Source organism: Siphonobacter curvatus (genome assembly GCF_002943425.1).
GTDB lineage: Bacteria > Bacteroidota > Bacteroidia > Cytophagales > Spirosomataceae > Siphonobacter > Siphonobacter curvatus.
Genome location: NZ_PTRA01000001.1, coordinates 1,431,226 through 1,450,171 on the forward strand (window position 1 = coordinate 1,431,226; position 18,946 = coordinate 1,450,171).

The 18,946-nt window shown below is 48.5% G+C and carries 18 protein-coding genes; all 18 read left to right on the plus strand.

The window, feature by feature from the left end:
* Window positions 1-47: 47 nt before the first annotated feature.
* The 18 genes from C5O19_RS05760 (at window position 48) to C5O19_RS05840 (ending at window position 18,943) form a co-directional block, all read left to right on the plus strand.
* A complete protein-coding gene (locus tag C5O19_RS05760) occupies window positions 48-2,066 on the plus strand; it encodes a DUF5977 domain-containing protein (RefSeq protein WP_104710447.1) in 2,019 nt (672 codons plus the stop codon).
* A gap of 1 nt (window position 2,067) precedes the next feature.
* Entirely contained in the window at window positions 2,068-3,483 is a 1,416-nt protein-coding gene (locus tag C5O19_RS25940; protein WP_165795943.1) for a hypothetical protein, read from the plus strand.
* Between the two features lie 53 nt (window positions 3,484-3,536).
* Entirely contained in the window at window positions 3,537-5,186 is a 1,650-nt protein-coding gene (locus tag C5O19_RS05765) for an SEC-C metal-binding domain-containing protein (protein ID WP_165795944.1), read from the plus strand.
* A 113-nt stretch (window positions 5,187-5,299) separates the two neighbouring features.
* A complete protein-coding gene (locus tag C5O19_RS05770; RefSeq protein ID WP_104710451.1) occupies window positions 5,300-5,962 on the plus strand; it encodes a hypothetical protein in 663 nt (220 codons plus the stop codon).
* Complete coding sequence (locus C5O19_RS05775; protein ID WP_104710453.1) at window positions 5,959-10,410, plus strand: tape measure protein; 4,452 nt, start codon at window positions 5,959-5,961, stop codon at window positions 10,408-10,410. Before C5O19_RS05770 ends, C5O19_RS05775 begins: the two co-directional genes overlap by 4 nt.
* A 142-nt stretch (window positions 10,411-10,552) precedes the next feature.
* The gene (locus C5O19_RS05780; protein WP_104710455.1) at window positions 10,553-11,083 is read left to right on the plus strand and encodes a hypothetical protein; all 531 of its coding nucleotides are present in this window, start codon (window positions 10,553-10,555) and stop codon (window positions 11,081-11,083) included.
* A gap of 171 nt (window positions 11,084-11,254) precedes the next feature.
* Window positions 11,255-11,788 carry a hypothetical protein gene (locus C5O19_RS05785; protein ID WP_104710457.1) on the plus strand — a complete coding sequence of 178 codons (534 nt, stop codon included), beginning with the start codon at window positions 11,255-11,257 and terminating at the stop codon, window positions 11,786-11,788.
* 2 nt (window positions 11,789-11,790) lie between these two features.
* A complete protein-coding gene (locus C5O19_RS05790) occupies window positions 11,791-12,978 on the plus strand; it encodes a hypothetical protein (protein ID WP_104710459.1) in 1,188 nt (395 codons plus the stop codon).
* A 9-nt stretch (window positions 12,979-12,987) separates the two neighbouring features.
* Window positions 12,988-13,338 carry a hypothetical protein gene (locus tag C5O19_RS05795; protein WP_104710461.1) on the plus strand — a complete coding sequence of 117 codons (351 nt, stop codon included), beginning with the start codon at window positions 12,988-12,990 and terminating at the stop codon, window positions 13,336-13,338.
* Entirely contained in the window at window positions 13,335-13,718 is a 384-nt protein-coding gene (locus C5O19_RS05800) for a DUF1353 domain-containing protein (protein WP_104710463.1), read from the plus strand. The genes C5O19_RS05795 and C5O19_RS05800 overlap by 4 nt, the downstream gene beginning before the upstream one ends.
* A 108-nt stretch (window positions 13,719-13,826) precedes the next feature.
* Entirely contained in the window at window positions 13,827-14,672 is an 846-nt protein-coding gene (locus C5O19_RS05805) for a S49 family peptidase (RefSeq protein WP_104710465.1), read from the plus strand.
* Window positions 14,673-14,696: 24 nt separating this feature from the next.
* A complete protein-coding gene (locus C5O19_RS05810; RefSeq protein WP_104710467.1) occupies window positions 14,697-15,128 on the plus strand; it encodes a hypothetical protein in 432 nt (143 codons plus the stop codon).
* A gap of 84 nt (window positions 15,129-15,212) precedes the next feature.
* Complete coding sequence (locus C5O19_RS05815; RefSeq protein ID WP_104710469.1) at window positions 15,213-16,208, plus strand: hypothetical protein; 996 nt, start codon at window positions 15,213-15,215, stop codon at window positions 16,206-16,208.
* Window positions 16,209-16,298: 90 nt separating this feature from the next.
* Entirely contained in the window at window positions 16,299-17,006 is a 708-nt protein-coding gene (locus C5O19_RS05820) for a hypothetical protein (RefSeq protein WP_104710471.1), read from the plus strand.
* A 63-nt stretch (window positions 17,007-17,069) separates the two neighbouring features.
* On the plus strand, window positions 17,070-17,261 hold the full coding sequence (locus tag C5O19_RS05825) for a hypothetical protein (RefSeq protein ID WP_104710473.1): 192 nt from the start codon (window positions 17,070-17,072) through the stop codon (window positions 17,259-17,261).
* 14 nt (window positions 17,262-17,275) lie between these two features.
* On the plus strand, window positions 17,276-17,935 hold the full coding sequence (locus C5O19_RS05830) for a hypothetical protein (RefSeq protein ID WP_104710475.1): 660 nt from the start codon (window positions 17,276-17,278) through the stop codon (window positions 17,933-17,935).
* Window positions 17,936-17,967: 32 nt separating this feature from the next.
* Window positions 17,968-18,384 (plus strand): hypothetical protein, encoded by a 417-nt coding sequence (locus tag C5O19_RS05835; protein ID WP_104710477.1) that lies wholly within the window; start codon window positions 17,968-17,970, stop codon window positions 18,382-18,384.
* Window positions 18,371-18,943, plus strand: coding sequence for a hypothetical protein (locus C5O19_RS05840; protein ID WP_104710479.1), 573 nt, complete (start codon window positions 18,371-18,373; stop codon window positions 18,941-18,943). The genes C5O19_RS05835 and C5O19_RS05840 overlap by 14 nt, the downstream gene beginning before the upstream one ends.
* Window positions 18,944-18,946 lie beyond the last annotated feature (3 nt).

The following is an 18,946-nucleotide window of genomic DNA, read 5'->3' on the forward strand; positions in this document are numbered from 1 at the left end:
CCTGGCCCGGCTGAGCCGATCAATTTCACGAAAAAAACGCGTGACGCATGATTGATTTGCAAGCCCAAGGGATGGTTTTTTTACCCCTGAAATTTAGCCGTAACGAACTTACCTACACCATCGACGCGGCAGACCCAAGCCTGGCCAACCGGACCGGCTTAAAGTACTTTCTTGAAATTCTGGTACCGGCGTTTCCCCTGAGTCCGGATTTTGTTTTGTTGCACCGAAGCGAGGGCAGGGAGCGGCCCGTGGGTACAAACGGAAGCGTAAGCCTTTACGAAGGAGCGGACTTTTCGTATAACGACCGAAACGGGAAGCTGGACGGCCAGCTGAGCCTTTTAAAACCCGAATACGGTCAACGCTCGATGCGGCTTTCTGTTACGCAGACAATGCCTTTTAAATTACGTGAAATCGTAACGGGTGGCGTCGATTCCGATAAGACCAGCCCAACGCAGTGGGTTATAAAAGCGGGCATTTCTCTGGAACACTGGCCTGGCTACCAAAACGATTTCTGGAACAAGTACCAGGCACAGGCCCGCAAGTTTTTGACCTGGCAACCCAATGGCCGAACCGTAAGCCCAACCGAAGAAATTTATCTGAGCTTTGTTCTTAACTGTTTTCCGGTACCGGCCACGCTGAAGCTACGCGTTTCGTTCCACCTTTCCGACGGCAGCAGCACCCGGCCCCAAACCGTCAGCGAGCTGTCGGGCCTGACTCAGTATGGTGTGGTACTTTGCCCAGTTGGTCCCAAGATTCTGAACGTACCCGACGATTGCGAGCGGTACGACGTCTGGCTTTCCAACGAAAACGACGAATGTCTTTCGGAAATCCGGACTTATTATCTGGAGCAGCTCTACCAGCCATTTGAGCGGTTCATTCTCTTTTCCAATTCGCTGGGTGGCTGGGACACCTTACGGCTGACCGGCGAAACCACCGAGAAGCTCCGGGTTAGCCAGGTTACAGCCGAGCGGGCCCGGAAGTCTTCCGACCCCCTGGACTTCCCCGAAATGCTGGTAGTATCGACGGAAGGAGAGCGGGAACTGTCCTTTTCGACCGGCTATTTTCAAAAAGATTCTGCCGCCTGGCTGCGTTACCTAGATGAGCTGATACTGACCGAAGAAATTTACCTGGTCAGCGATCAGGGCTACGAGCCTTTACGGCGAACGACCAGCGAAGTAGTGGACCACCAGGACAACGTCTTTCTCCAGTCGCGTACGTTCTCGTTTGTCAAGCAATCGAAGGTTCAAAACTTCAGCCAGTTGCCTGCCAATGTACCCGACATTCGCCCGACTGTCTGGGTAGGTCAAAACTACACCCACGTACTCGATGCTCAGGGCAAACGTTCCGGCAAGATGGCCGCGACCCGACTCCGAAAAACCTACGCCGACGACGGTACGGACGTGAAGCCGCTAACCCTCAAACCTAACACACCCGGCGACCCAGACTACCAAAAGCCTATTTTTTCCCCGGTCGTCGTTGTGGGCTCGACGCCGTACCCATCTCTGGCGATTTCCAGAAAAACGAGCTACAACCGGACTACGTGCGGCAATGGCTACTACGGAGGCCCGGCCCTGGTGGCCATCGAGGCGGGCAAATACGGTGGCGAATCGCCAGGAGATGGGGACGCTCTAGCAGAAGCTGAATTTTTGAGCAAGAATACCCAGGCATATACCGACGAATGGGGTGTTTGCGATAACAGCCCACAAAACTACGCCTGGGACGTGCCCGCAGGCCATTGGCACTACCGGACCAATTACACGGCTGAAACCCTGGTTTCAGAGACAGCTCTAAACCCAGAAAAGGGGAACGCCTGGTATTTACCTCAAGGCTCCGGGTATCGGTACCAGAACTGGCAGAATGATTTGAATTTCCCGGCTCCAGCCGCCGCTAACGCCTGGCGTTTTGGTTTCTATCATTCCGTACCCATTACCGTGAAAACGTACATAAACGGCCAACTGGTGGACACCCGGACGCAAAACCCAAACCAGGAAAGCTACTCACAATTCACTTACCCCGGAACGCTCCAGAGCGGCGACCGGCTTTACTTGGAACGCTCAGACGCTTAAAATGAACTACGAAATACGCATCAATGGAGAGGCGGTGGATCTTCCGCCGTCTACTCCGGTAAAACTGGATTTTCAGAGCCCGTATTTGCTTTACGATACCATTCCGGGCAGCAACGACCAAATGCCCACGCTGCCGCCAACGGACCGAAACCAGCGGATTTTTGGCTACTTCCACGAGCCCCAAGCCGGGCCGCGTGTGGCTGAGTATGCCTGTCAGCAATTCTACGGCGGCGAACTCTTAAAGGAGGGGTATTTTATTTTGACAGAAGCCGACCGGATAAATGGGTACAAGGGCATTTTTAGCGATAAGCTGGGGGAGTTCTTTGGCGACTTTCAAAAAGTTTTGCTTTCAGAGCTGGAGCTGGGAACCCTGCCGCTGGAGCAACCGGCGACTGGCGAAGTATTCGCGGACGGCCAGCTGGCCTACGTCCTGCCCACCATAGTGAATCCGGATTTCTACGGCGGCAATAATCCGCCCGGATTTGAGGGGCGGATAAACGAGTTCCGAAACGGTGGCTACATTGGTACGACGCCAAAGGTGCCCATGTTTATGGTGAGCTTTGTACTAAAACGCCTTGCTCAGCTGACCGGCACCACCATTGAAGGCGAATTTTTCCAGCATCCGAGCTGGAGCCGCCTGGTAATTTATAACACCAGGGCGACCGATGCCGCAACCGGCGTTCTGGTATCGGGCCATTTGCCAGAGCTGACAGTGGAACAGTTCCTGTTAGAGCTGCGAAAATTGCCTAACCTATCCTTTGACTTTAATTCTACGGAAAAACGTCTGAGAATCGGTTTTTGGGAGGAAAAACTGGCCATGCCCGTTCTGGCGGACTGGAGTAAAAAGGCCGTGGAAGGAGAAGCTAAGACCGCCGAACGAAACGCCCGCCTTCAGCTGAGCTATGAGCTGGATTCTGGCGACGCTCTCCAGAAGGATAAGCCCGCCGAGGTGGCCGACTACTTCAGCCCGTTACTGCCAGACGACGGTCGCAATGGGTTGGCAAAACTAATCTGCAAATTTTCCACCTTGCTGGTCGATCAGGAAACCGGCCTGGCTTCGGCCCGTCAGAAAGGCAATACGTCGCAGTATGGCCAGGGAGCTGAGAAATTCAGCCCGCGTTTGCTGTTTTGGCATGGTCAGGTAAATGGTTATCCCAAGGCATTGCCGACCCACGGCAACTATTCACTGTATTGGACTGGCCCCAACGGTCTGGCCACTCAATGCTGGTCACGTACGGAAGCCCTGCGGAAAAATTGGTTTTACCTGAAGAAAGATTTGATCTTAAACGAGGCCGATCTGGCTCAGCTGGATTTCGCCCGAAAAATTCACATCGACGGGATGAATTATATTATTGCAGTACTTTCAGTTACTTTACCAATAGAAGATGTTGCTTCGGTATTATTACTTTCGGTTTAGTTTTAAAAATCAAATTTTTAAAACTAAACTATAACTTTAAATATTTAAATACTATGAAACAGGATGAAATAATTAATGAAATTGAAGAAATGACATCAAATTATAATTTTATTAATTTGATAGTAATGATTATTTTTAGGGATTTTGTTGGTACTATTGAAAGTTTATCAAACTATGATAGAAATAAAAATTTAAATTATAACGAGCTTTCCTATTTGATAGGATTATGGATTAAGAATGCAAAAAATAATAAAAAAATAGATATTAATTTAAATAAACAAATACCTATTGTCTATGATTTAATGTATAGATTGCATAGGACATTTCTTCCGGATTTGTCGGCATTATTTGAAGATTCTAATAATCATAAAGATACTAGTGATTTAATGCTACAAAAAGATCCATTAAGAGAGGCATTTTTTTATGGACCATGTGGTGCTTATGATTATCAATATTCTACGAATTCTTTTAATAAATATAAATATGATATTGAATGGATTAAAAAAGAGAAAGGATTTAATTTAGACTCCTTAAATAGTTTTTTTCTTAATATAAAAAACACTATCAATGTGAAAATAAATATATTGAAAAAAGACAGAAAAAAAAGATATTCAATCAATGAAATGTTAGGTTGTTTAATCATGACACATGAAGAGCTAGTAGGGGCGAATGTGGACTTTGATTTAATAGCTCAATGTTTTACATGTGAACTAGAGGGGGGGTATAATAAATCATTAAGATTGGTTGGGGATTTTAATGAATTTAGTGTTAAGCCAATAATAAAGCTTGGAAAAAAATTCTTTATTCCAATGCCATTTTTTCTAGCTGAATCTATTTATGATTCTCCATTTTATTGGATGGTAACCGATAAAAAGTATTTTTCAACTTGCACCACCAATAGAGGTAAAATAGCTGAGGAAATAGTATATGACTTACTTATTGATAAATTTAATCATAGTGACGTTTTTAAAAGTATTAAAATTAAAAAAGATAAAAGCCAGACGGATGTTTCCGATATAGACGTTATGGCTATAAATAACGAAGATTTATTGCTGTTTCAAATAAAGTCTAAAAGAATTACTTCGTTGGCTAGGCAAGGCGATGTTGAAAAATTAAAAGAAGATTTTAAGAAAGCTGTTGAAGATGCTTTTGTGCAAGGAATAGAGTGTTCTAAGGCTATTTATAATTATGAAAATTATAATTTTTTGAATAGTGATGGTGTGGATATAAGAGAAAAGCTTAAGAGCGTAAAAAACATATATGTGATATGTGCTTTACTAGAAGTATTTCCAGCAATACCACATTTATCTCAATTTTTGCTATATGAAAAATATGCTGAATCTGGTGTTTGTATAAATGTTTTTGATTTGGAGATTATTTGTAAATTATTAAAAACTCCTAAGAAGATTATAGACTATTTCTCTAAGAGAATTAATAACTGTAGGCATTATTATGCTGACAGTGAAATGAGTTTCTTAGGATTTTATATAAATCATGATTTGAAGAAACGTACTGAATATGATGTTTGTGTAATAGATAATGCATATGCTGGTAATATTGATAAAATTTATTACTCTGAAAATCAAAACGAAAAAATATATAATACGATTCCAAAAATAATTGAATCAAGAAAACAAATAGGTAGAAATGATCCTTGCCCATGTGGGAGTGGTCAAAAATTTAAAAAATGTCATGGGAAATAAGATATTGTAGCTCAGTAATTTATGGTTTAAACAGGCTTTAGCTATAACTATAATATCGTCCTTTCCATCTCGAAAGAGGCTTCCAAACTTGCCATTGAATCAAACCTAATGCAATGGCAATACAGGAAACCTCTTTTGAGGATAACCCAATTCTGGCTAAAATCTTAGAGGATTTTACCAAGCAAGCCGAAAGGCGTTTTATCTCTGCCGTCCGGGCCGAAGGGCTGGAGCTGACCGGCGAACTGTTGGCCAGTATCCACGCCGCCGCTGTCGAGCGTGGCCAGGGCTTTATCCGTAGTAGCGTCATGTTCTCCGAATTGCTCCGGATTAAGGACATGAAGCAACTCCGGTACACGACCGTACCGCCGCTCCGGGCGATGGTCGATTTTGTCGAAAAAATCGGAATTGGCCGCTTTGCCTACGTACCGGGCTATCCCACCGGCGTAACGCCCCGATCTGAACACGCTGCCGTCCTGCGGGTGGCTCGTGGGCTTCAGTTTCATTTCAAATCTTACCCGAATATCAAACGCGGGTATCGAGGGATTTACAACGACGAACTCAAATACAACGTACTGCCGCTTTTTTACGAGACGATGGAACAGGCCGCTTGTGCCTGGGCTGCGGAAGAGTTTCGCCAGAATTTCGGAAAAGAGGTCTTTTTCGCTCCAACTGATAAACGCAACTGGGCCAGAATGATGGCTTCCCAGACGGCCTATTCGGAGGGTAAAATTGACACGTCCAACCTCAAATACAATTTCCCCAAAAACCGGAAATGATACAGGACGAAATAAAAATTCAGTTTACTGGCGAGGCCAGCGGACTGAACAAAACCCTGTCTGGAGTAGGGAAGGACGTTAAGCAAGTAACCAACGCCTGGGCTGAAGCCGAGAAAGCCGCCAAGGATGCCGAAAAAGCCGTGGTGCAACTGGAGAAGACCGGCCAGAAAGGTACTGACGCCTGGAAAGCGGCCAAAGCAGCTGCAAAAGATGCCCGTACGGAGGCTGAGAATGCCCGGAAGTCTACCGAGCTTCAGAACATGACCTACGGCCAGCTCACCAACCAGGTAAGCAAGCTAAAAAAGGAGCTGTCAGCCCTGACGCCGGGCACTGATGCTTTCGTAAAAAAAGCCAAGGAACTGGGAGCTGCCGAGAAGCAACTGGCCAGCGTAGGCAAGGAAGTAACCAACCTAAAGAAAGGCGGCGAAGACCTGGGCAGTCCGTCGCTCTGGAGTAAAATTACGGGTGGTATCGGTGGCGTAAAAACGGCCTTTATGGGCTTTTTTGCTCTCCAGGTTGTACAGTTTTTCTGGGACATTGGAAAGGCCATTTTCGAGACGACGGGCAAATTCGAGAAGTACGAGACGACCCTTACCAGTATGCTGGGAAGCCAGCAAAAGGCGAAGTTAGCGATGCAAGCCCTTAAGGACATTGCCGCCAAAACGCCGTTCTCGCTGGATGAAATCACCGACTCGTACATAAAAATGACCGCTCGCGGGCTTCGTCCCAGCGAACAGCAACTACTACGAATGGGGGACGCTGCCGCCAAGATGGGCAAGCCCTTTGATTCGCTGATGGAGGCCGTACTGGACGTTTCCAATACCGAACGCTGGAACGAAATCGGTATTAAGGTTCAGAAGGTTGGCGACAAAATCAAAACGAACATTGGCGGCAGTACCCGGTATTTCGACGCAACCGAACAGGGAGCTATGGAAATGGCGGTGGCTTTTGGTAGTACGACCGACGCAATGGGCCTGATGGAAAAGCAGTCTGCTACGCTTTCGGGCCGTATGAGTTCAATCGGGGACACGTTCGACCAGTTGTATGGGTTGATTGGTGAGAAGCTAAAGCCCGTTTTTACGGCGTTACTAAACGTGTTTTCTGCCTACGTTGAGTTCCTCATGGAAGCCGTAGCCAATAGCGAGCCTTTGGTGGTAGTCTTTGACGATTTATGGGGCGTAGTCAAGCAGTTTTTTGGCGTTCTCATGGATTTGGTTTACGATTTATTTCCAGGGCTCCAGGGGCAAAGTATCTCAGCCACCAAATACGTGCAGATTCTTGCTCAGGTATTCTCTGGCGTAGTTATCGCCCTGAAAGTACTGGTGGGAGCTATTCAGCTGGTTGTCGATAGTTTGGCCGTCATGGGCGAAACGTTCGGAGCGGTCGGCAAAATCATTGGTATGGCCCTAACGGGTGATTTTGACAACATTTCCAAGGTTTGGGACGGCGTAAAAACGAAGGTAGAAACCACAAAAAAACACCTGGTTTCCAATTTTGAGAGCATAGGGGCCACTTTCAAATCGGCGATGGTTGAACGCCCTAAAGCGGATTTCGAGAAAGGGATGCTCGATACGACCAAAGCCAACGAAAAAGGCCATAAGGAAATAACGGACACCCAGAAAAAGGAGCTGGAGAAACGTCAGAAAGAAGCCGACAAGGTACGCAAAGCAGAGCTGAAGGCTCAGGACGAAAGTTACAAGCAGCAGCAGGAGGCCCACATTGCTACGCTGGCCACGGAAATTGAGCGAGAACGGGCCAAAGTAGACCTAAAGTACGAACTCTTGAAACGGCAGGCCGAACGCGAAAAACACGCGGGTTCTGAGCTAACCACGGCCCTGAAAGAAATCGAAATTCAGCGGAAAGCCGAACTCCAGGAGGTGGAAACTAAACACCTTCAGAAAATCAAGGATGCCAACGATAAAGCCCTTAAGCAAATAGCCGAGCTGGAGGCTGAAACCCAGATTAATGCCATCAAAGATGAATTGCTCAGGGAGGAAGCAAAGATTGAAGCCAAGAAGCAAAAACGCTTAGCTGAAGTAAACGACACGCTGGCCGACGAAGAGTACAAAGCGAAGCTCCGGAAATCAATTGAGGACGAAGCAACGTCTGAAATTGAGGCGAAACGGGCCGAACACCGGGAGAAGGAAACGAAGAAAGCCGCCGAAGCTGCCCAGAAACGCCTGGAGATTGAAAAGAACATCATCGAGCAGCAACGCCAGTCCGAAAATGCCCTTTTCGACTGGAAAGAAGTACAAGCCCAGGGCAATGCTACCAAGCTGGCCCAGATTCATAAAGAGAGGGTGGATAGGGAGCTGGTCTGGACCAAAGAAAAACTCATTGCTGAGCGTGACGCTGAACTACACAAGGCAGAGCTGGAGGTAACGGATAAGGAGCAGCTGAAAATATTACAGAAAGCTATTTCTGACCGCTACCGCAACGAGGAAGACCTAGCAGAAGCCAATTCGGCGGAGAAAAAGAAAGCCATTGATCGGGACTTGCAGGAAACCAGAGCCAAGCAATGGGCGGCGGGTTCTGACGCTCTACAGGCATTAATGAGAGGCGACGTAGCCGCGTTTGCCGACGCCACCAGTCAAATTTTCCAGGGAGAGCAGCAAGCCTGGCAAAAACGACTTTCTGCCCACATGGCAGGATACGAGGCCATAGCCGGAATGGCAAAGCAGGCCGTCGCGTTTTTGAACCAACTGAGCCAGGACCGGCTCCAGCGGGAAATCGACAACTTGAACAAAGAAACCGCCGCCAAAATCGACGCTGCCGAAACCCAGAAAAACGCAGTTATCGAGGGCATTCGTGCGGAAGAACAGGCCGAACTCGACCGACTCCGTAGGGAGTATCTAGCCACCCAAATGTCAGCTGCCGACGTCGAAGCCGTGGAAATGGCCCTGGCTACGGCTAAACAGGAAGTAAACGCCCAATATCAAACCTGGATGGACTCCGCACGAGCAGCGGGTAATAAAGCAGAATTGGAGCGGCTGGACACCGAGCGGCGGGAAGAGCTGAAGAAGGTGGAAGACACGGTACTGGCCAACCAAATGGGAGCCGTTCAGCTACGCAATAATGAGCAAAGCCTGACCGAGCAAAAGCAGACCATAAACGCCCAGTATAAAGCTTGGATGGATGAAGCCAGAGCGGCGGGTAATGCAGCAGAGCTGGCCAGGTTACAGAACGAACTAGCCGCTGAACAGTCCAAGCTCTCCAGCAGTGTACTGGCCAACCAAATGACGGCTGACCAACTGAATGCTATGGAGGCCCAACTGGCTGACGCTAAACAGGCCACGAATGCCCGGTATAAAGCCTGGATGGATGCGGCCAGAGCGGCAGGTAATGCAGCAGAGCTGGCCAGGCTGGAGAATGAACTGGCGGCTGAACTTCAGAAGGTAGACGAAACCATTCGTGGCAATCAGCTGGGTACAGCTACCCTCCAGAAAATGGAGCAGGATCTGGCTACGAAAAAAACGTCGATCAATACGAAGTATAACGCTGAAATTACCAAAAAGACGAAGGAGACGACCAACGACATTGCCAAGATTCAGAACGACGCCGCCGTAAAAGAGCGGGAACTGAAGCGGGAGCAGTGGAAGCAGCAGAAGAAGGCGGATACGGCTACGGCCATTATTCAGGGCTCTATCGCCGCTCTAAAGGCTTTGGCGTCTGGTTTCTTCCCGGTGAACCTGGTCTTTGCTGGTATCATTGCCGGTATGACGGCCATACAGGTGGCAAAAATCAATAATCAGCCAGAGCCCACTTTTGCCAAGGGTGGATTTGTGGCCAGAGGCGGCAAACACGGAAGCCGGTACGGGGAGGGAGGCATTGCCCTGGTTGATCGGTCCAGCGGTCGGGAAGTGGGTGAAATGGAAGGGGATGAAGCGATTATATCAGCGGACCAAACAGAGGCCAATTGGCCGTTAATCCAGCAGATGTTTAAAAACGCCCGGAATCCTTCCATGCGTAGAAAACCCATTTCTGGAGAGAACCGCCCGATGGCTTTCCGGGATGGTGGCCAGCTCTTTGAGAGTCCGTATTTCAAGAAGGAAATGTACCTCTTTGGGTCGAAGAAAAAGAAAGCCGAAAGAGATGCCCAGAAAGCTCAGGAGCAAGCCGAAGAACAGGCCCGACTCGCTCAGGAGCAGGCCGAAGTTGAAGCCGCTCAGTACGGCGGCGGTGGAGTGGAAGGTGGCCCCGACGCCGAAGCGGCATACGCTGAAGCCCAGCAGCAAGGACAACAGCAGCTCGAATTACTTCAGGGTATTATTGATGTGAACGCAGAGAATGGAGCCAAACTAGATGCTTTGGCCGCTACAGTTGGTAGCGTACGCGATGCGGTAAACGGAAATATAGGGGCTACCTATAGTGTAAGGGATGCGGTATATGGAGCCGTAGGGGACGCTCGGAATGGCATAATAGCCGCCCTATCCAGCTTTGGCGGGTAGCCGTTGCTTTGTACCAGTAAGTTTTTTCGGTATACTTTTTATGAAAGTGTAAAATAGTGGAAAAATTTACTGGTATTGAGTAAAAATGTAGAATAATTTACTGTAAATTGTTACAATTTTGAGTAAATAAAACCTGCCCCCTATGTTAAAAACACTTACCCTGGAAGTCCCCAAACACTTGAAGAAATTTTTTGAAAATGGAGAGTATGGCCCCGCCGACCAAAAAGGACGTTTACAGATTGAGAAATGGAGTGAAATCGGGCGTTTGTTGCACCTGGTTTCCCGTACGATTCCATTCACTCAGAAGGTAAGAGAAACGAGCGGCAGCACCATCACTCTGGCCTATCACCTACGGGAAAAAGCGTACGAGATTCCCTATGACAAAATTCCCGATCTGGTACGGCAGCTAGATGAAATTTTCCGGCGTACACTCATTTGTGAAGTTCGCCGCGTTCATGAGCTGGCCGGTGGCGATTATTCGCCGTTCATTCGAGACTTTCTAACGCGGTATGACATTGACACCGCCGAAGACTGCGACTGGGAAGTGATTCGTAAAATTTACCGGGATTACCTCCAGCGGATTGAAAAAGTTAACGACCGACGCAGAAAAATGCTCGAAATGCGTCCGCCGATGAAAAAAAGTTCTGCACAAAAAGTCCGGCAAATCGCATAGGTCGTCCGGGTTACGCACAAAAAGTCCGGGCTATGCACAAAAAGTCCGGGCTGGCTCAAATAGAAAAACCGCACTAGGGACGTCCTATGGCGGTTTTTCTATTTTTTATCAATTTGAAAACGTATAAAAAGTACGTCCTTTTGAGCCGGATTTTGTGCGGGTAGTTTTGCCATGATGGCAACACAAAACACCCCCGCTTTTCTCTCGCAACCCTGCGGCCAGGCCGTGGGCCGAAAGCTCGCCCGGCTTTTGATTTTACCGGCTGACCAAATCGACTTGATTGTTTCGGGCGTACCTATTCTCAGACCGGGTGCCAAGCCTACGGAAATCGAAGTGGCTGGAACGTCGGCCACTGTTTCGGAGACTGAGGCACTAGCAGAGCCCGGAGCCGGTTACGCCTGGGCGATTAATTTTTCTCTTTCCAAAGCCCGTCCCGAAATCCGCCGTTTCATTCTCCAGCATGGGCGGCGTCCCTGGGTGGCTTTCATCCAAACCATTGCGGGCGATTCGCTAATGATGGGAAGCCCTGAGTTCCCGCTCTTGCTTCAGGCGGCTACGTCGATAGGAGGGGGAGCCAATCAAAACGGTTTCCAGCTCACCGGCAGGGGACCAGAGCCAGCGGGTTTTCTGCCGGGCCTATCCGACGATCAACTGAGCGGTGGTGTGTTTGACGCCAATACCTTTTCTGAAGTATTTGAAATCTAATTATGTGGACCCTAGCAGACCTTAAAAACAAGACGAATCAGCTGATTCGTTTAGCCACCAGGCAAAAGAAAATTTCTAACACGGATCTGGCCGACGTACTGGATGCCAACGCGGAGTTTGTCGATGAGCGGCACAATTCAATGAAAGCAACGTTTGATGCTTTTACGACAACGTACCCGGAGCGGTTTAGTAAATTAAGCGTTACGCTTTACGTTAGCCAGGCGGGCGGCTCAGACACCAATACCGGGCTTAATAATGCGTTGCCATTAAAGAGTCTAAGACGGGCGGCTGAGCTGGTTGATTACCGATTCCAACGGGTTCATATTTATATCCAAGGGAATTACGACGTAACGGAGAATATCGTTTTTCACGTAAACGAACTGGTTCTATACCTAGAGTCTAACCGAACGCTAACCTTTAAAAAACGCATTATTGGCCAAGGCGAAACAGTAAACTCGCTTCGAGTCGATGGTACGTATTTAAAAATTGAAGCCCCAAACGACGCAACGGCCCAAGTTGTAACCGAAGAGAACGCGGGCTATCTCCGAGAGGACCCCTATTGGATTAAAGCCACCCTCGGAGCTATTAAAATAGGCAACGGAGAACTTACCTATTTTTCTTATTTGCCTAGCCTGGTAAACCTTTACAATGTACAGGTTCAGCTCGGAGCAAACACGGCCCTCGTTTCGGGTAGCAATGGAACCGCCGACGCCAATTTTTTTGCCTACCATGTCGGGTTTGAACACAACGTTAAGAACTGGACCATTGCCAGTTCGGCTATGGTTTCGCCGTTTTGCCGCCAGGGTTATTTCCGTAAAGAAATTCTCTTTAATAACTCCAGTTCTTGGTTTAGCGTCGGCACTCAGGCCAGTTTGCAGCTACATAACGGAATGTACGCCATTCGGGCCGTTCTCGACTCGTGGAAGGGTGGGGGCGTTGTTTACAACGGAATGTATTCTGGTGTTCTGACTTGGCACGGGGAGCCCACCAACGATAGTACCAGCGAAGCCAGAGAAATAACCCTTCATGGGATGGGGCATAATCTAGCAGGAAAAAGTCTGAAACTACGCACCGTAACAGTTGCCAATTCTTTAGCTCCAGCCGGACAAGCCCAACGAATAGAGGTACAACTAAACGAAGTACTTTCTTCGGCAATCGTTGTTGAATTTTATTATCATAAACTAACCTAATCTACCGCTATGGATTTATTAAAACGACCCCTGAGCCCTTTACAGGTTCGGGCCATATTTGATGTATTAACCCAAGAGGAAAAGTTTGCTCTGGGTTTACGTCGGGATTTTCGCGGGCGGCTTACTATCGACCTGACGCGGCTCTTTCATTCAGGAAGTATTAGCCTTGAGAAAATCTGGAAAATGCCGGTCGGGGAAGGCCAGAGCCAGACCTGGGAGCCGGTCGCAACTGAACCCGACGAAATCCACGATTTGCCTCAAGATTTCGTATTGTACTTGTTTAACGCAGCCGTACAGCACCCCTGGTTTGCCGAAAAGCTAACGGAGTATTACGGTAGCGTCCCGGAAGTAGAACTATGAAAATAGTACTAGAGTATGATACGCAGGGGATTGTGCCCGATCATTTCCGCGTATTGGAAGGTTTTACGCTGGAGGCCAGCGACGGCACTATTTTTGATATACCGGCTGGCTTGCTTACGGACGGAGCCAGCGTACCTGGCTGGGCTCAGGGTCTTATCCATCCCATAGGCCGCGATTTTGTAGCCGACGCTTTCCATGATTGCTTTTACATAAGTAACCGCGTTCACGGCTTTAGCCGGTCGCAAATAGACACCTACTGGCTTGAATTTATGAAACGATTTAACCCTAAAAAGCCCAGACGAACGTATAGCAAATTCGTAGTAGTTCGGGCTTTGGGTTGGTGGAACTGGTACGGCTACCGGCTCGGATTGTTCAAGTAGTAAGCCTAAGCCCTCCGATTATTCGGAGGGCTTTTTTCGGTCCTATCCACGGCAAAAAGCAGGGGCGATGTTCGCAAAGTCAAATGACGACTAGCACGAATACCCCCTATGTCAATTTTAAACTTTTCTGGCCCTCATTCATTACTGGCCATTCAAGAAGCCTACTTTGAGAACACGTTTCTGCCGCAATTGTCCAAAGGTGAGCATATGCCTAAAGCCTTTGAAATTCCAGACAATCAAAAGATGCGAGCAGCGACAGACTACACTATGTCTTACCTGGACTATTACCGCGTTCCGGAGCAACAGGGCGTGGTAGTATTACCCCTCAAAGGTGTAATGTCTCGAAATACTTCCTGGTATAATGCTTACGGAAATGCCTTTTTAATGTCGCTCATTCAACGAGCCGACAAAGAAGCAAGCATAAAAGGGGTAGTTATCGACGCGTTTACACCGGGCGGAACGGTTGACTCCACCAAGGCACTTGCCAACGCAATCTGGAACTTTTCCAAGCCAATCGTGGGCCAGAGTGCCTACGTAGCATCCGCAGGCGTTTGGGGGCTCTCTGGGTGTGATTTAATCCTCTTGGAACCGCAGGCCAGTACAGAAATGGGCTCGATAGGGACGCTTTGTTTCCACACCGATCTACGGCAAAAAGCCGAAAAGACGGGCGAAAAAACCACCATTTTCCGGGCGAAAGGTTCGCCCGATAAACTCAAACAAAACGCGTACGAAGAACTAACGGATGAGACTATCATTGAGATTCAGCAGCGGCTCGATGCTTCTCAAAAAGAGTTCGTAACAGACGTCCGTCGCGGTCGGGGTGGAAAGATTCAAAGCAACGAAGTTTTCACGGGTAAAATGTATTCGGGAGCGGATGCCATTCGCTTGGGGCTGGCGGATGGTTGGGGCACGCTAGGCGATGCCGTGCAACGGGTGTTGCAACTGGCCAAATAACCATTTTTTCCTATGCTTTAACCCATGAGTACAAAGACCAACAAAGGGAGTTTTCTGGCAAAAGTACTCCCTTCCCTTTTCGGTTATCTTAACGAAAAAGATGTAGACCAGGCAAAGCTGGCCGACATTGAAAAAGAAGCCCAGGCCGCGTTTACAGCTGGCAAAAGTACAGACCTGGAAGACCCGGAAGGTCTGGAAGAGCCAGATACGGAAGCCGCTGAAGACGATGAGCTGACCAAGCTCAAAGCCGAAGTGGCCAGCCTGAAGAAAACTAACGCCAGTCTGACGACAGAAAACACCAAGTTCAAAAAGGCTCACCAAAACCAAGCTGCCGCAGGTAAGGTACTGCCCAATGAAGACGCTGGAACGCGTGGCCAGGCCGAAGAGCCTCAGTTTGCTGCCAACGATCCTATGGGCATTGCCCTGAGTCACTGGAGCCAGAACAAAAAGGCTTAACCGAACAACTCAAACCAATAGCCTGGAATTGAACCAGCCAGGCTATTGTTTCCCCTCATTTTTTCCTAATACGATTGCTTCTATATGTTAATTGCTAATTCGCTGGTCAATTCGGTTGACCTTAGCAAATTGCCCGCTCAGCTGCAAGAAACGCTGAGCAATAAACCGATTGTTTTTAACCAGATTCTGGTGGATGGCTTTGAGAAAATCCGTCAGGACTTCATCGTGGACGAGTCGGACGAGAAAACGCCGCTTTTGTCGATGGAAGTCCGCGACATTCTCCAGCCTGCAAAAGACGGGTTCGACCCTACGGAGAACGCCGTGGCCTTTGGTGCCCGGATGCCGGAGTTTCACGATATTGACATTGATCTGTCGCTGAAGCGTTCCGACATTCTCAAGTACTTCCGCTCGTATCTGAAGTACATTACGGGTCTGAAAACGCAGGCTGAAGTACTGGCCAATCCCTGGCCGCTTTTCTTCCTGGAGCAAATTCTGGGTAAAGCCGGTAACGACCTGGCTTTAATTTCTGCTTACCAGGGAGAGCGGAACGACAACCAGAAGGGAGCCCGTTACGTAATGAACGGTCTGCTGTATAAACTCACCCAGGGCCGGGCTTCAGGCGGCGATATTGCCGAAAGCAATATATACGAATCGGTACTCGATGCAATCGAATTTGACGCTGGAGTGTACGACGAAACCAACGAACTGGCTCAGTTGACGGAAAGCGTACCGGAGCTGGCAGGCCGTGCCATGTTCGTGGAAATGTCACCGCGTTCGTACCGCCTCTACAAACAAAGCCGCCGTGCCAAGTCGCCCAACCTGGTGAGCCTTTCTGAGCAGCCCACCCACCTGGATGATTTCCCCAACATCGAGATTAAAGTGGAGTCTGGTCTGGGTAACAAACGCTTCCAGTGGTTGACCGTTCCAGGTAACAAGTTCTTCACCTTCAACCAGGGTTACGAGAACTTCACCGCTAAGCTGATGGAGGCCATCAAAGGGTATGAGGCTAACATCATGTTCTCCGCCGACGTCAACTACGGTACGGGTAAGTACGTATTCTCTAACGACCGCGAAGACTAAGCACTACGTTTAGGGAGTGCGAGCGGTCCGCACTCCCTTCTATACTTTCCTTTTCCCCTTTTTAATAGGTTACATATTTCTAAAAAACAGATGAATACGTTTAAAAAAGTAGCTTTGGTCGGTATCTCGCTCCTGGCTGGTTTGATTGCCTTTTTGTATACGGGTAACGTCCTGGCGTCAGCTCTGGCCGTTCCCACCACGTCGCTGGTCCTGCAATACGCAACCGGCGTAAGTCTCGACACCGGCATTTCTGGGTTTGCCTTTTGCTCTCCGCTGATCGGGATTAAACGCAGATGCCAAACTCCAAGTCTGGGCGGTTCAAAACGCGTTTACCTGGTACTTACTGAGGACATTGAGAAAGAGTTTCTCACGTACGAGGTAATTAAAACAGCGGGCGAATGGAACGCACCTATTCCCCTGCTGGCAGGTAAGAAGTTTATCGAAATTGAAGCCTGGTACGATACCACCAAATGGGATGGAGCTATGAAGCCAGGCGGCGGTTTTACCCAGGGCGTTGAGTTCGCTATTCTAGGTTATGATAAAGACATTGCGAAGCTCTTAACCCTGCTTTACGAAACGCCGGTAAACGTTATTGTCCAAGGTAATGACGATACGTTATACTACTTCGGCCAGAAGTATGTACCGTTGATGTTTGAAGCATCCGCCGCAAGTCCGGTTAAAGGTACCGAACAAAAGAAAGTCACGCTGAAGGCGACAAACGACGGCTTTACGCTGCCGGTGGTCCCTCTGGGTCCGTTGTCCACTTTCGCTGTCGAGCCCTTAGTGGCAGCCGCCTAATTTTCTTTCACTGGCCAGCCACTCTCCTAATAGCTGGAGAGTGGCTTTTTTCTTCACTTGCGTATGCTTAAAAAAGTCAAAATCATTAAAAAAGACGAAGCCGCTCAGGTAACGCTTTTTATCGGTGGTACTACCAAAGCTCTAACTGATGCCAACCTTTCCGACGACGAAGCCCGGCTAATCATGCAGCAGTACCCCGAAACATTCGGTTTGTTTTTTGAGGATAAGAAACCAACCCCTGCTACGGCTTCCTAAATTCTTTCTGCGTTATGTCGATTAAAACCCTAAAAGCGGACCTGCAACTGGCCCGCATTAAACACCGAACGAACCCCTGCGAGACAACGCTGGGGGCACTCGAAAAGGCTCAAAATGCCTATGATTTGGCCGTTTCTGGACAACCTGTTTTAGATGAAAGAAGCGAGGATCTAGGTACAGAATCTGCAACCTCTGGAAGTACTGAAAATGAGCATACTACCCCTGACGGCCGTCAAGAGCCTATTGATTCCCTCACAGGTTTTACTCCAACTGAGCTGGCAGAGTTTAAACAGGCAGTTGATGCGTTCTTGCGTGGACCTTCCAACGTCAAAAGAGTTGGAATTATCGGCAGTAGCGTTGGCCGCTCAATGTTTGCCGCTACGTGCCTTTCCAGTAGTTGCTCCGCCACTAATGCAGCCGCTGGAGACGTTGACCGTCTGCCTGTCGATACCGAAACCGCACATTCAGAGCATGAGGCTGGAGCTGGAAGCGTGGACGAAAAAACCACTACTGAAGCTCCAAATTCCGAACCTGTTACCACTCAGCTGGCTGAGCCCGAAGCGGCTCCCAGCCCCGCTGTTGCTGAGCCCGCCAAGCCTGCAAAAGTTTCTACCGGAACCAGCAAGGGAAAGGCCAATTCTGAACAAAAAAAAACGAAGGAGACAGCCAAGTAACTGAATCTAAAGAAACCGTTTACGAGCGGCTCATGGTACAGGCTGAAGCCTTACACCGTGAAGCCGCTATTTTGTCTAATACGCTGCATACATACCCCGCTGAAGCCGTCGAAGCTGTCAAGCCGGTAATTCAGGCAATCATCGACAAACGCATGGCATGGAAGCAGGTACGCCAGAAAGCCGAATACCTGAAAAAGTTCGGCGAACTGCCTCCGGAGGCGGAGCAAAAGCCAGGCGTTACGGAGCTGGTCGCTGTAGACTCCAGCCTGGCAGAGCTTCAGGTTCAGCTCCAGCGGTTAAATGTCAACATTACCAAATACGAGAAAAAGGTAAAAGACCAGCCCGAACACAAAAAAGCGGGCAATTGGGCGGCTGATCTGGACAAAATGCGGGCTTTAAAACGGGAACTCCAGCAGAAAATCGTAAACCAGAAATATGAGAAGCAATAACAAATATTTACAAAAGGTACAGGACGAACTCGACTTATACCGGCGTCACCTGCTTTTGGGTGAAGAACTCAGTTTTGCCCAAAAACAGGTTTTTGAAAAAGTGAACGTAGCCAGGGGTTGGCTAAAATCCGGGTATAGCGATACACAGGTTATCACCCTACTAAAAAACGACCAGGTTACGGACCTTCAGGAACGCCGTGCCCGTGAAATTCTTTCCATAGCGTACGATCTATACGCGGACATTCGACTTTCCCGAAACCACGATGGTGTCAAATTCCTATACGCGGAAATGTTCCGGGAAGCGGGCTGGATGGTCTACGAACAGGCAAAAAATGCTTTCGATTTAAAAGAACGAAAGGAGGGAGCCGAATTAATGAAAACGTTTCGTGCCCTGATGGCTGAAGCGGCCCAGTTCGATGGAGCCTACGACGCAAAAGCCAAGGATATGGAAGGAAAGAAAAAGCCCACTAAGGTGGTCTTAAAGCAAGTTTCCAAAAATGTGAATGGCCAAATACAAAATGATTTTACCAAAGAAGAGCATTACGAAATAGGGGAGTAAAAA